This window comes from Streptomyces sp. NBC_01016 (assembly GCF_026341035.1).
In the GTDB taxonomy this organism is placed as follows: Bacteria; Actinomycetota; Actinomycetes; order Streptomycetales; family Streptomycetaceae; genus Streptomyces.
This window is the reverse complement of the sequence record NZ_JAPEOQ010000002.1, coordinates 2661038-2673618: the sequence shown is the minus strand read 5'-3', so window position 1 is coordinate 2673618 and position 12581 is coordinate 2661038. Positions and strand designations below refer to the sequence as shown.

General features: G+C 69.9%; 13 protein-coding genes. 3 read left to right on the top strand and 10 right to left on the bottom strand.

Going from position 1 to position 12581, the window contains the following annotated elements:
- Positions 1-120: 120 nt before the first annotated feature.
- The 10 genes from OG746_RS38950 to OG746_RS38905 form a co-directional block, all read right to left on the bottom strand.
- Positions 121-1095 (bottom strand): epimerase, encoded by a 975-nt coding sequence (locus tag OG746_RS38950; protein WP_266723338.1) that lies wholly within the window; start codon positions 1093-1095, stop codon positions 121-123.
- Between the two features lie 37 nt (positions 1096-1132).
- Positions 1133-2329 carry an alpha/beta hydrolase family protein gene (locus tag OG746_RS38945; RefSeq protein ID WP_266723336.1) on the bottom strand — a complete coding sequence of 399 codons (1197 nt, stop codon included), beginning with the start codon at positions 2327-2329 and terminating at the stop codon, positions 1133-1135.
- A 169-nt stretch (positions 2330-2498) separates the two neighbouring features.
- A complete protein-coding gene (locus OG746_RS38940) occupies positions 2499-4160 on the bottom strand; it encodes an alpha-L-fucosidase (protein WP_266723334.1) in 1662 nt (553 codons plus the stop codon).
- 169 nt (positions 4161-4329) lie between these two features.
- Complete coding sequence (locus OG746_RS38935; protein WP_266723333.1) at positions 4330-5037, bottom strand: polysaccharide deacetylase family protein; 708 nt, start codon at positions 5035-5037, stop codon at positions 4330-4332.
- 317 nt (positions 5038-5354) lie between these two features.
- Complete coding sequence (locus tag OG746_RS38930) at positions 5355-6092, bottom strand: AfsR/SARP family transcriptional regulator (protein WP_266723332.1); 738 nt, start codon at positions 6090-6092, stop codon at positions 5355-5357.
- Between the two features lie 139 nt (positions 6093-6231).
- On the bottom strand, positions 6232-6471 hold the full coding sequence (locus OG746_RS38925) for a hypothetical protein (RefSeq protein WP_266723331.1): 240 nt from the start codon (positions 6469-6471) through the stop codon (positions 6232-6234).
- A 154-nt stretch (positions 6472-6625) separates the two neighbouring features.
- Positions 6626-6988: a hypothetical protein gene (locus OG746_RS38920; RefSeq protein WP_266723330.1), complete on the bottom strand. Its 363-nt coding sequence runs from the start codon at positions 6986-6988 to the stop codon at positions 6626-6628.
- A gap of 15 nt (positions 6989-7003) precedes the next feature.
- Positions 7004-7258 carry a hypothetical protein gene (locus OG746_RS38915; RefSeq protein WP_160503574.1) on the bottom strand — a complete coding sequence of 85 codons (255 nt, stop codon included), beginning with the start codon at positions 7256-7258 and terminating at the stop codon, positions 7004-7006.
- Between the two features lie 13 nt (positions 7259-7271).
- Positions 7272-9068 carry a S8 family peptidase gene (locus OG746_RS38910; RefSeq protein WP_266723327.1) on the bottom strand — a complete coding sequence of 599 codons (1797 nt, stop codon included), beginning with the start codon at positions 9066-9068 and terminating at the stop codon, positions 7272-7274.
- A gap of 19 nt (positions 9069-9087) precedes the next feature.
- Entirely contained in the window at positions 9088-9360 is a 273-nt protein-coding gene (locus OG746_RS38905) for a hypothetical protein (RefSeq protein ID WP_266723325.1), read from the bottom strand.
- A 314-nt stretch (positions 9361-9674) separates the two neighbouring features.
- Between OG746_RS38905 and OG746_RS38900 the strand changes: the two genes are divergently transcribed.
- The 3 genes from OG746_RS38900 to OG746_RS38890 all read left to right on the top strand — a co-directional run bounded on the left by OG746_RS38900 (position 9675) and on the right by OG746_RS38890 (position 12410).
- Positions 9675-11231, top strand: coding sequence for an SGNH/GDSL hydrolase family protein (locus tag OG746_RS38900; RefSeq protein ID WP_266723323.1), 1557 nt, complete (start codon positions 9675-9677; stop codon positions 11229-11231).
- 348 nt (positions 11232-11579) lie between these two features.
- Positions 11580-11957, top strand: a complete 378-nt coding sequence (locus tag OG746_RS38895; RefSeq protein ID WP_266723321.1) for an RNHCP domain-containing protein — start codon at positions 11580-11582, stop codon at positions 11955-11957.
- Positions 11958-11972: 15 nt separating this feature from the next.
- Positions 11973-12410 carry an RNHCP domain-containing protein gene (locus OG746_RS38890; protein WP_266723319.1) on the top strand — a complete coding sequence of 146 codons (438 nt, stop codon included), beginning with the start codon at positions 11973-11975 and terminating at the stop codon, positions 12408-12410.
- Positions 12411-12581: the final 171 nt, after the last annotated feature.

Below are 12581 nucleotides of genomic sequence, written 5' to 3'. Positions count from 1 at the left end.
AACACGCCAACCGGCACGTCCATATCCTCACGCGACGTGACCGGCCACCCCACCGCGCCCCGCGCCTGGCGTCACCCAGGCCGCCAGGAATGGTTCTTCGAGCCCCACACGAACTCAGGCTCAGACACCTACTGCTGCACGTCGGAAGCGGGACCGCTCACGGCGCGTCCGCCCCACAAGGTCGGCCGCCGCCTCCGCCCAGGCGCCGTGGTCGAAAGTGAACCCGGCATCCCTCAGCCGCCCCGGCACCACCCGTCGGCTCTTCAGGAGGAGTTCGGTGTCGGAACGGAGAGCCAAGGCCCCGACTTCGGCCATCCACCGCGTCGCGGGCAACCCGACCCGCACGCCCCAAGCAGCACGCAGAACTCGCATGAACTCCCGCTGGGGCAGCGGGCCGGGAGCCGCGAGGTTGACCGCCCCACTGATGTCGTCCCGGCCGATGAGGAACTCCACCGCACGCACGAAGTCACGGTCGTGGATCCAGGACACGTACTGCGCACCGCCCGCGACCGGCCCACCCAGGCCGAGCCGCGCCAGCCACAGCAGGTAGTCGAAGACACCACCGCGATCAGGACTCATCACCATCGCCGACCGCAGGGCCACCTTGCGCGTCTGCGGGGTCGCGGCCCGCTCCTGCTCCCGCTCCCAGTTCTTCGCGATCTCGACGCTGTAGGCCCAGTAGCCGGGAACGCCGGGCTCGGCTCCGCCGATCGCGCCGCTCGCCTCGTCGTTCGGCGCATCGAAACGGTGGGCGTAGATGGTGGCGGTGCTCATCTGGAGCCAGATACGGGGTGGCTTCCGGGCGGCAGCGATCGCCTGGCCCACGACGCGTGCGGAGTCCACACGCGAGTCCATCATGGCGCGCAGATTCTCGTTGGTGTAGCGGCAACTGACGCTACGGCCCGCAAGGTTGATGATGACGTCACTGCCGTCGACCACCTCCGCCCAGGGGCCGAGCGTCCTGCCGTCCCACTGGACTTCGCCGTCCCGCACGGGGCGTCTGGTCAGAACGACAACCTCGTGGCCCGCAGCGGTCAACGCCCGCCGCAGCACACCGCCCACCTGACCGGTCCCACCGGGCAGCACAATCTTCACTGGCCCCTCCCCTGACGCCTGGTGTCCCACAGTGGAGTCAGCGTACGACCCGTCCCGCCGGATACGGGGCGACCTCGGGATGCGTGGCCGTGGGGCCATCGAGGAGCGGCTGCGCGATGCTCCGCAGGTGAAGGTCGAAGAAGGCCGACACGTAGTCGCGGGTTATGCGCCACCCGCGTTCTCCGGACAGCGGCACGTCAGGGTCTGACAGGCCCAACTGCCCGGCCAGGTACGGCAGGTCCGTGAAGGAGAAGTGCTCGGCGCCGGCCACGGTGAACCAGCGTTTCCAGCCGTTCAGATGCTTCCACGCCTCGGGCCAGTCACTTGTCCGGTTGCTGGGGCTGTGGGTGGACTCGGTGCCGAGCATCATGAACGGGCGCCTGCCGAGCCCTGCCGCGGCAGGGTGCAGGAAAAAGTCGCCGTCCAGGTCGACCCCCGCCCGCACACGACGGTCGGCGGCCATGGTCGCCGCCGCGGTTGCACCCCCGATCGAATGCCCGCCGATCCCGATCCGGCTCCGGTCAATCACATGGGACAGCGCCCCGGCCCGTCGGCCGCTGGTCAACTCGCTGATCACGAAGGACATGTCCTTGGCCCGGCCGCGCACGACGGCCGCCTGCTCCTCCTGCGTGCCGACCCGGTCACAGGCCACACAGGTCAGCGTCCGGCCCCCGGGGAAGGCCGTGCCGACGGATTCATACGCGTGGTCCACAGAGGCGACGACGTAGCCGCGACTCGCGAGATCGTCGGCGAGGGAGGTGAGTGTGGTGCGTGGCATCGAGAAGCCCGGGGAGAGCAGTACCAGGGGGAAATGCCCTGGCGCCGGGCGAGCGCCCACGTGCGCACGGGTACGCGCGCCGGCAACGGTTTCGCGCGGCACGACGCCGCCGAGTCCCCTCGCCTCCAAGAGGAGTTGCGCCTCTTCGTCGGTCATGTACGCCGCCGGCAGACCCCTCGCCGAGCGCGCCGGGTATGCCACTGTCACCATCAGCTCCCGACCGTCGGCCGTCGGCACCCACGGGTCGGTGCGGTTGCGATCGACCAAGTGCAGGGTGCGTCGACCGACGGGATAGGGACCGGTGAGGGGCGGCAGTTCCAACCCGCTGCTGTACTGAGCTCGGGGCGCAGCCTGCTCGGTGCCGACAGAGACGGCCGGCGCGGCGCCCAAAAGCGGCGCGGACAGGGTCAGAGTGAGCAGAGTGGCCACAGCGGCACTGCGATGTCTGGAGGTCATACAGTCGAAGCTAGGCCCCGGTTCTCCACAACACGTCCGGCTCCAGGGCTACTTGACCGTACCCCTGTCGGTGGACCCCATCAGACCTCGGTATCACACAAGTGAGGGCGAACAGAACCGCTGGACAACACACCTTGGCGGAGGCCGAGTTGGACGGGCACGGCGTGGGTCAGTCCGTCGCCCGGTGAAGCGTCGTCCGGCCCAAGTGGGGTTCCGCGCGGGACGCGAGGACCTTGATGCGGACGCGGCTCGCGGTGACGGGGGCGTCCAGCGGCAGGAAACGCTGGTAGCCGATGGTGGTACCGGTGGCGATCCGCCGCCAGGCACCACCGATCTCGGCCTCCACGGCGAATTTCTCCACCCGTTGCCCGTGCTCGATGTCCTCGCGGACCGCGACCCGGTCGAAGGTGGTCGTACCGTCGGCGTTCTTGGCCACCGGCCGGCCGTACACCTTCCGTACGCGTTGCCCGAACGCCGTCAGCTCGGCGACATCCGCGGCATCGATCGTCCCCGCCTTCGAGGGCGGCACGTTGAGCAGCAGGGTCGCGTTGCGCCCGACACTCTTCTCGTACAGGTCGAAGAGCTGGGCGGCCGTCTTCGACTTCTGGTCGGGGTGGTGGAACCAGCCGGGCCGATTGGAGACGTCGGCCTCCGCGGGGAACCAGGACAGATGGGTCACGCCGGACTCGGTGAGGCGGGCCCGGGAGCCGATGTCGGCGGCGGTCGGGCCGTGCGGCAGCAGCCATTCGCCGTGGTACGTCCACGGGTCGGCGGTCGTCGGTACGATGCTCCACTCGGTCTCGCGGGCGATCCCGTCCTCGTTGCCGACCCAGCGCACGCCCGTCGGACCACCGAAGACGACGGTGTCCGGCGACAGCGCCTCGATCACCCGGAACCACTCCTCGAAGCGGTACTCCTGGGTGATCCCGGCGTCGGCCCACGGGTTGGCGCCATCCAGCCAGAACTCGTCCAACGGCTCGTACTCGGTGAACAGTTCGTAGACCAGGTTCAGGTAGTACGCGTCGTAGTCGTTGACGTGCACGGTGAACGTCGGCAGCTTCCCCGAGCGCACGTCGTCGGCCCGGTCGTCGCCCTCCACCAGGGTGGGGATGGTGTGCTTCTTGACCGCGCTGCCGTTGCCGAACCGGCCGAGTCCGCCGGGCGCACGGTCGCCGTCGTCGAGCGCGGTCTGCTCCACCGAGGTCAACTCCCCGCCCTCGGACTGCTTCTTCCGCAGTGACTCGATCCACTCGGCGTGCCAGGCGTGCGGCAACTCGCCGCCGTCGGAGGGCGAGAGATAGATCCCTACGCGCATCCCGTGGGCGCGTGCCGCATCCACGTACGTGCGGACGACATTCGGCTGCCCGGGGCTCTTGAGGATCGAATGAGGCGTGTACCGGCTGGGGAACAGCGTGAACCCGTCGTGATGCTTGGCGGTGATCATCGCGAGCTCGGCGCCCATCGCCTGGTATGTGCGGATCCACTGGTCGGCGTCGACGGCGGTCGGCGCGAACGTCGCCGCGTCCTCGGCGCCCGACCCCCACTCGCGATCGGTGAACGTGTTCATCCCGAAGTGCGTGAACGCCGTTATCTCCCGCCGCTGCCACGCCAACTGCCCTTTTCTGGGTACGACGTTCGCGGCCTTGGCGATGATCTGCTCCGGGGTGTCGTCCCCCGCGACCGGGACGATCGAGGCGGGGCGGACGCGGGCCCTGCTACCGGCCGGTGCTCCCGTCGGCGCGGCAGCGGCGGCGTACGCGCCGGTGCTGCCGAGGGCGGCGATCGCGGGGGCGGCTCCCAGGACACCGAGGATCTGGCGGCGAGACGTCATCAATCACTCCTACGGGCACATCGCTCGGATTTCTCTTCGCTGCGCTCCGGTGGATCATGACGCAGTAACGGATTTTCGGTAAGAGCTGTGACGGGAGTGGTCCCGTGTACCCCACCCACGACGAGGCGTTGACTCTCGTACACGGAACCACTCATCCGGCGTGGAGGCGTCAGGCCGGAGCCACTGCGCGGCCGGTCTGCGGGGAGATCATGCCGGCACACAGACCGCGAGCCGCAAGCCCTTGCGCGATGCGCGGGATCGCCGCGCGCGTGTTGGCGGGCCAGTCGTGCATGAGGATGATCTGGCCGTTGGTGAGCCGTGCGGCGGCCTGCACGATCGCGTCGGTGCCGGCGCCGTTCCAGTCCTGCGAGTCGACGTCCCAGATGATCTGAGTCAGGCCGTACTTGGTCGCGACGGATTTCACCGTCGCATTGGTCTCGCCGTACGGCGGACGGAACAGCCGGGGTTGGCCGCCTCCGCCGTTGGCTATGGCCTGTTGGGTGCGCGAGATCTCCGAGTCGACCTGTGCCTGGCCGAGCTGGGTCAGGTGCGGGTGGGTGTAGCTGTGGTTGCCCACCCACATACCGGCGGCTACTTGTGCGCGGACCAGGGACGGGTTGGCAGCGGCGTTCTGCCCCTGGTTGAACATGGTGGCGCGCAGCCCGTTCTGCTTGAGCGCGTCGAGCAGGGCCTGCGTGCTGCCGGACGGGCCGTCGTCGAAAGTGAGCCCGACGTAGCCGGTGCAGGCAGCGGCACGCGCCGATGCGGTGGTGTCGACGCCGAGGGTGCACGCGCCGGCCATCAGGGCGACGGCCAGCCCGGCCATCAAAGAGCGCGACGTACGACGTGGGGGGTTTCTGGGGGGCAGGTCGCTCATGTTCATGCTTCCTCCTGGTGGGGCCAGCGTGAGGCTGCTCAGCCATTGAGGTGCGTGTCGACGTCGTTAGGCTGGCGCCGGGCTTTTGCGCTGTCAACTCTTTCGACGTAGAGAGCGAAACTTTGCAGTTCGACGGCACCCGTCACACACGTCATCCCACCTGGTCATGGGAACAACTCGGCTGCACAGAAGGCAGGTTGGCAACCAGGAGCGGGATTCGGCCAGCGTGACGAGGCATCAGCACGACGAGAGTTTCGAAAGTCTTTCGGAGCGCCGCAGGGCGAGATTGTGCCACCCAAACGCCCGGCCGGCCGCCCTCAGCGCAGCAGCATGAGCGTCGAGTCCCGGAACGGCACCAGGCGCCGCAGCGCGGGCGACGGTTCGATCCCCAACTCCCGGTGAAGAGCCCGGCAGCACCGTACGTACTGCCGGGCCGCCTCCCAGTCGTTGCCCGCCGCCAGGTGCGCCCGGATGACCGCCCGGTGCGAGCTTTCCCGGAGCGGCTCGGCGCGCACCGCCGCCAGCCCGGCGTCCACCGCGACGCCGTAGCGGCCGACGGCGACCAGCCGCCCGCTCATGGCTTCCAGGGCGTGCAGGCGCAGTTGGTGGAACTGCTCGCGCTCGACGAGTACCCACTCGTCGTACCAGTCGGGCAGGACGTCCAGTGACAGATCGGCCAGGGTCGCCGCGGTGAGGCAGTCCTCGCAGGGGTCGGGGCCCTCGAGCAGACGGTGTGCCTGGCGGCTCACGGCGCGGACGTCGACGGCCACGCCGTCAGCCAGGGACAGGTGCTGTGCCGATGTCTCGATCAGCGGACCGCAGCGCCGGTTGACCCGCCAGAGGCAGGAGCGGAGGTTCGCCCCCGCGCGGTCCGGGCGCCCGCTGGGCCACAGGGCGTCGGCCACACAGGCCCGGGACAGCGGTCGTTCCTGGAGGGCCAGCAGGGCGATGAGGCGCTGTGCGCCGGGGACCACGCTGGTTCTGCCGGCTCCGGTCGTCAGCCGGAAACCGCTCAACAGGCCGAGGGCGAGCCCGGCCGGAAAACTCGTCTCCATCCGCCTCTCCCCACATACTTCGGGGGTTCACCGGTGACCGGTGGGCATGGACCAGGCCGTCAGTCTAGGGGCGCCGCAGCCACCCGTCCGTCGTGTGACCGACCTCATCCGTGCGCCCTGTGCACGCTGTCGCCGGTCGTCACTCCGGCTCCGCGGGGGTCCCTCCTGTGGTGTCCGCCGCCTCGTCGGCCAGCAGCTCCAGGAGCCAGACACGGACCGCCGCGCATACAGCGTCAACGGTCGTCTCGACGGTGGTCAGCGACCGTTCGCTGTCCGCGACCCGGATGATCCTGACCCGCAAGCCTGTCGTCGGATCACCTCGTTCGACCCAGGCGCGCAGGACGGTCACGCCTTCCTGGTGTCCGCGAGTTCGCTCCATCGGTCAAGTGTGGCGGGCGGGCGTCTTTGCGGCGTCACCGCGGTCCGCCAGGGAGCAGCGGACAGGGCCGTCGCGCGCTCCACGACGGCCCTGCGCGTCATCATCGTCCGGTGCCACCCGCACGGCTCCGTGGGAGCAGACCGGTGGCTGCCGCTCAGCCCGGTGCCGCGCGCCCTGCGTCCATGGACGACGCGTTCTCGGAGGAGTGACGGGTCTCCTGCGGGTCCTCACCGGGGCGGGACACCTGTCCGGCGTCGGCGAGCCGGACGAGTTCGGCGAGCCAGCCCGGAGCCTCGCCGCCGTCCGTGACGGGCCCGGCCGGACGCATCGATTCCGATACCGGGCTGGTGCGGTGGCCGTTCGTCATGGCCTGTTCGGCTCCCGCCGCGGGGGCGGATCCGGCGTCGACGGCGCCCGTCGCGGCGGTCTCGCGCGTCTCGGAGTGCTGCCGCCCCGGCCCGGCCCCCGGCGGCGGTGCCGCGCCCGCGTCATCGGCGATCGTGATGTGCACCTTCATGGCCGTTCTCCTCGCCTAGTTGAGAACCGCGTACCGGCCTTCGAAGTTCATCTGGGTACTGCCGATGTTCTTCACCGTCAGCCAGTACGTGACCGCCGTGGCCGAGGCCCGCTCGACTTCGGTCTCCCACTCGATCTGGGGGCTGCCCGTCTGCGGTGTCGTCGGCATGAAGTACCAGACGACGTGCCAGTCCTGCGGCCAGCCGAAGGTGAACCAGCGTCCGGTCTGCCCGGGGTTGAGTGTTCCGGTGAACTGTGTGCCTACTCGCATCGTCGTTTTCCTCTCACCATCCGAGAACCGCGAACCGGGCCTCGAAGTCGACCGAGTCGGCCACGAGGTTGGTCACGTCGATCCAGTACGTCGCGTAGGTGTCGTTGGCCCGCTCGACCCGGACCCTCCAGCTGATCTGCGGGGCGCCGGTGCGTGGACTGGTCGGGACGACCGTCCACACCACATGCCAGTGCGCGGGCCAGTTGAAGGTGAACCAGCGGCCGGTGCGCTTCCCGGCGAGGGTGCCCCGGAACTGGACGCCGACCCAGCTGCTCGTCTGGAGGGCCACCGGGATGAGCTGCCGCAGGTCGGGTCGCGTGCCGATGCGCTGGGTCGCCGGGCGTCCGGGCGCGTCCTGCTGCGGCGAGCCGGTGGAGCGCAGCAACTGCCGTGACCGCGAAGGCGACAGTGGGACACGGCCGTTCGCGCGCAGGACGCCCTGGGTGCTCGCCAGTGCGCCCACGACGATCGGTGAGGCGCTCGACGTGCCGCTGAACCGGTCGGTGTACCAGAAGTCCGCGTTGGTGCCCGCCTGGAGATCGCCGTACCCGGTGGTGGTCACCTCGCGTCCCCAGCCCTGCGCGTCCACGCAGGCACCGTAGTTGGAGAAGTCGAGGCGGGACCGGTCCGGGCCGTGCTGGGCGCCATGGGTGCCGGGCGGCGGCGCCCCGGCACCGACGATCACGGCGCCGGCGTCGAGGGCGGTGCGCCGGAAGGGGTTGCGCCACCAGGCCGGGAAGCCCGCCCTCGGGGTGTCGTAGTCGACGTGGTCCAGGTTCTCCGCTCCGTTGCCCGCGGCCTCGACGACGGTGATGCCCCGGTTGACGGCGTAGCGGATGGCCAGATAGTCGTCCGGCCACCATTCGACGGCGATGAACCCGACCTGGCCGACGCCGGTCGCGTGCGGTCCGGGACGGTGGATCTCCAGCAGGATGATGTCGCCGGGTCCGAGGCGGTCGGCGGCGTTCCGGATCGCCGTGGCCGTGGGGATGGAGAACGCGGACGCGCTGGTGACGGCGTCCGGCGCTATCCCGGTGATCCCGATCGCGTTGACGTCGCCACCGATCTCGCCGAGGACGGCGGTGCCGTGATCGGTGTCCGTGCTCCCGGTGCCGGAGACGATGCCGCCCTGGTTCAGCCGCAGGTCCTCATGGGTGAAGCGCCAGCCCCACTCGCAGTCGATCACCCTGACGCCGGCGCCGCGGCCGCCCGGCCGGGTCCAGGCGTAACGGGCGTCGATGCCGCCCGGAGCCGCGTCGAGATAGCCCTGCCGGGCGGTGAAGTCCGGACTCACGGGCGGCGCGTCCGCGCCCGTCGGCTGCATGTCGTTGAGCGGCGGGAGTTCGGCCTCCCCGCTCTCCTTCTTCTTCGAGGCGGTCTGCGAGGCGGCGAGGACGACGCCGGGCTTGACGTAGGCGCCCTCCACGGCGTCCGACGCGCGGAGCTGCTCGGCCAGCGCGTCCAACTGGTCGGCCGGCGCGTCCACATGGAAGAAGAGCCCCATCCGGTCGAGGACCTCCGCCGTGGCGTCGTCGGCGCCGATGTGCTCCGCGGGAGCCCCCGCCTGGGCGCGCAGCCGTTCCTGGTCCGCGCCGAACAGGGGACTGATGGTGACGTCGGCCTGGGCCGCCACGGCGTCGATACCGCTCACGGAGATGTCCGCCGTGACGGTCGCGCCGGTCGGTGTGATGCGCACCCCGGCGTCGGCGCGTGTGACACACACCAGCTCGGGGCGTCCGAAGAGTGGTCCGAATTCTGGAGCCGGGCGGTCGGTCCCCCGGCTGTTCCCCGCACCTGATCGCTGTGGCACAGCTGACTCCTTCACCGCGTTACGGAAGGTCCGCCGGTGGTTTCACATAGGCGGCCTCGACTGCCGGGTGGCCGCGCAGGGCCGTGGCGACTGCCTCGGCGTCCACGCCTGCGGGGACGGCGATCCGTTGCCATCCGATGAGGTCCGGGGCATCCGCGCCCGGGTACAACATCTCTGCCTCGACGCCGAAGCGACGCTCCAGCAGGCTCCGGACGTCCAGGACGTCGGCGGTGCCCGCCGGCGCGGGACCCGGCGACGTACGCAGTTGGACGATGACTTCGGCCTCGGCCACGGGTCTCTCCCCCGGACACTTTGTGGTGCCGCCTCTGAACGGCATGCTCGCGGTCACCAACCCGCCGACCCTAGGCGGGTGGCTGTCACCGGACCGTCACCGCGACGTCACCGCGGCCGCGATGTCCGGCACGTGGAGGACAGCGGCGGGCCCGCGATGAGCACGCGGCGGGCATGCGGTGAGCACGCGGTGAGCACCAACTTGTGCGTATCTCCCGTACGGGATGTGCCACTTGGAGTCCGGCTGCGCTACGCAGGAATGAGCCCCGCGAGGGCGGCACAGCCCGTGCGCCGCGATGGGCCAGGGGGGGAATCATGGCCGATTCCGTACGCCGACAGGGGCCGCGAGAGCCCGAGACCGACCCGAAGGTGGGGGTCGAGGTCACTCGCGACTGGCAGGGAGAGCCGAGGCACCGCCTGGTGGCGATGGGAGACTCGCTGACACAGGGGTTCCAGAGTGGCGCGATCTTCAACACCGGTCTGTCGTATCCGGCAATCGTCGCGTACGAGTTGGGGTGCATCGAACGGTTCAGGTACCCCCTGTACGAGGGTGTCGGCGGGCTGCCCCTCAACATCGAGCTGCTCCTGCGTGACCTGGAAGCCCGCTACGGGCAAGACGTGGACTGGTGGGAAGTGCCGCTCGCGGCGTTCCGGGCCCGGGGGCTCATGGACCGGGTGGAGGACTACTGGGAGCGGGGCCCCGGCCGGACGGTGCCCTCGACCACGGCCATCATGCACAACCTCGCCGTCTTCGGGTGGGACCTGCGAGACGCGCTCTCGAAGTCGGCGGACGAGTGCCGCAAACGGATCGACACACCGAAGGACGACCCGATCAACCAGATCGTCCAGAACGCCGGCGAGCGCGCCGCCCTGCGCGCGTTGCCGACCCGGCCGCCGGAGGCCGGGGCCCTCGGTCAACTGGGTGCGGCTGCCGCGCTCGGCAACGACACCGACGGCACCGACGCCGAGCACGGCATCGAGACGCTGATCGTCTTCCTGGGCGCGAACAACGCCCTGCAATCCGTGACCGAACTCAAGGTGGTCTGGAGCGAGGACCCCGGATTCGACGACCTGGATCAGAAGGGACGCTTCACCGTCTGGCGGCCGGAGCACTTCAGGGCAGAGCTGCGTGAAGTCGCCTCCGCGGTCTCCGACATCAAGGCACGGCATGTCATCTGGTGCACGGTCCCGCACGTCACCATCGCTCCGATCGCACGCGGCGTGGCGGGCAAGACCGAGCCCGGCTCGGCGTACTACCCGTACTACACCCGCCCATGGATCAGCGACCGGGACTTCGATCCCGGCCGGGACCCGAGCATCACCGGCTCGGAGGCGCAGCAGGTCGACAGCGCGATCGACGAGTACAACGACGCGATCACCGCGGAGGTCCGGGAGGCCCGACGCCAGGGAAAGGACTGGTACCTGCTGGAGACCTGCGGCCTGCTGGACCGCCTCGCGTCCCGCCGGTACGCGGAGGACCTGTCGGCGCGTCCGGGCTGGTGGCAGCCGTACGAGTTGCCGCCCGCGCTGCGGGCGATGACCCCGCCGCCGAACTCGCACTTCCTCGCCGGCAAGGACGGACGGCGCACCGATGGCGGCCTGTTCTCGCTCGACGGTGTCCATCCGACGACGGTCGGGTACGGCATCATCGCCCAGGAAGTGATCAGTGTGATGCGGCTGGCAGGCGTCCAGTTCTTCAGGCCCGACGGACGCACCCCGCGCCAGGACCCGGTACTGATCGACTTCGACCGTCTCATCCGCAACGACACACTGGTCAACCAGCCGCCGGGGAACCTGACTTCGACCCTGCGTCTCATCGGGTGGGCCGACGAGTCCATGGATCTGTTCCGTCGCATCTTCTCCGGCTTCTGATCCTGCCGGTGCCGACCTTCACCCCGTTCGCCGCTGGCCGCAACACTGCGGGCCGCTGTCTCCTGGCGCGCGCGGAAATATTCGCTCGCATACGCCCCACCGGCCTGCCTACCCTTGGCCCGCTGCTTCCTTCCGCATCGGCATCCCCTGCCCGTGCGGCCGAACCACCGGGCCCCGCGCCCACCGAGAGGGTGTCTTGATGACCCGGCCCGCGCCGAGCGCGCCTCACCGCGACGTACCGCGTACACGTACCGCACGTACACACCGCGGATAACCGACCGATCCAGCCGTCGAGGCCGCTCGGCCTGCTCTTGCTGTCGATGACCGACTCCCCAGCAAGGAGCACAGGTGTCCGAGCACACCCCCAACACGAACCCCAGTCCCACCCTCAAGATCAGTACGTTCGTCTGCGCCTGGTGCGGTCTCACCGTGACCACCGCCGATCCGGACGGCCGTAGCCGTAACCACTGCCCTTCGTGTCTGCACTCGCGCCATGTCCTGGACCACGTTCAGGGCGGCCGCACCGAGTGCCACGGCCGGATGTCACCGATCGCCATCGCCGTCCTGCGGACCGGCGACTGGATGATCGTCCACCGCTGCGTGCGGTGCGACGAGCTCACCTCGAACCCCGTGAGCCCCGATGACAACCAACTGGTGCTGATGCGGATGGCGGTACGGCCACTGGCCCAACCGCCCTTCCCCCTCGAAACGTTCGGCACACTGTGAGCGGGGAGGCCCGGCATGCCACGCCGTAACCGAACGTCGTCCGAAGGCCCCGTCCCCCGGCGGCGCCGACAGCGCGAAAAGGACATCCTCCACGACCAGCGCGACGGCCACCGCACCCGCGACTTCCGCTGCGCGGGCTGCCGCCTGGAGGTCTCCCTCGACGCCCCGGGCAGCGGCCACCGCAACCATTGCCCGAACTGCCTGACCAGCCTGCACGTGGACGCCCGGATCCCAGGCGACCGCGCGTCGGACTGCCGGGGCCGGATGGACGCCTTGACGGTGTCCTGCCGCCCGGACGGGGAGTGGCTGATCGTCCACGAGTGCCTCTCGTGCGGCGAACTCTCCACCAACCGCGTCGCGGGCGACGACAACGCCCTCGTCCTGATACGCCTCGCGGTCCTCCCCCTCAGGGCCACGGGCCGAGCGGCGAACCGCACACTGCTGATGCTGTGAGGTGAGGTGAGGACCGGGCCGGTACGGAACAGCCCCCGTACCGGCCCGGCAAGGTGGTGCGAGCGGCTTCGTCCCACTGCGAACCGCATGGCGATTTGCCGTTGAGCCCACGACGGCCGACATCACTGCTCTATCGTTAAGCCCGGCATCGCCTTCTGCGACAACAGCCAA

Bases quoted from the DNA above. Each gene is read 5' to 3' on its own strand.
- OG746_RS38945 (WP_266723336.1), bottom strand. From the start codon at position 2,329: ATGACCTCCAGACATCGCAGTGCCGCTGTGGCCACTCTGCTCACTCTG.
- OG746_RS38940 (WP_266723334.1), bottom strand. From the start codon at position 4,160: ATGACGTCTCGCCGCCAGATCCTCGGTGTCCTGGGAGCCGCCCCCGCG.
- OG746_RS38935 (WP_266723333.1), bottom strand. From the start codon at position 5,037: ATGAGCGACCTGCCCCCCAGAAACCCCCCACGTCGTACGTCGCGCTCT.
- OG746_RS38930 (WP_266723332.1), bottom strand. From the start codon at position 6,092: ATGGAGACGAGTTTTCCGGCCGGGCTCGCCCTCGGCCTGTTGAGCGGT.
- OG746_RS38925 (WP_266723331.1), bottom strand. From the start codon at position 6,471: ATGGAGCGAACTCGCGGACACCAGGAAGGCGTGACCGTCCTGCGCGCC.
- OG746_RS38920 (WP_266723330.1), bottom strand. From the start codon at position 6,988: ATGAAGGTGCACATCACGATCGCCGATGACGCGGGCGCGGCACCGCCG.
- OG746_RS38915 (WP_160503574.1), bottom strand. From the start codon at position 7,258: ATGCGAGTAGGCACACAGTTCACCGGAACACTCAACCCCGGGCAGACC.
- OG746_RS38900 (WP_266723323.1), top strand. From the start codon at position 9,675: ATGGCCGATTCCGTACGCCGACAGGGGCCGCGAGAGCCCGAGACCGAC.
- OG746_RS38890 (WP_266723319.1), top strand. From the start codon at position 11,973: ATGCCACGCCGTAACCGAACGTCGTCCGAAGGCCCCGTCCCCCGGCGG.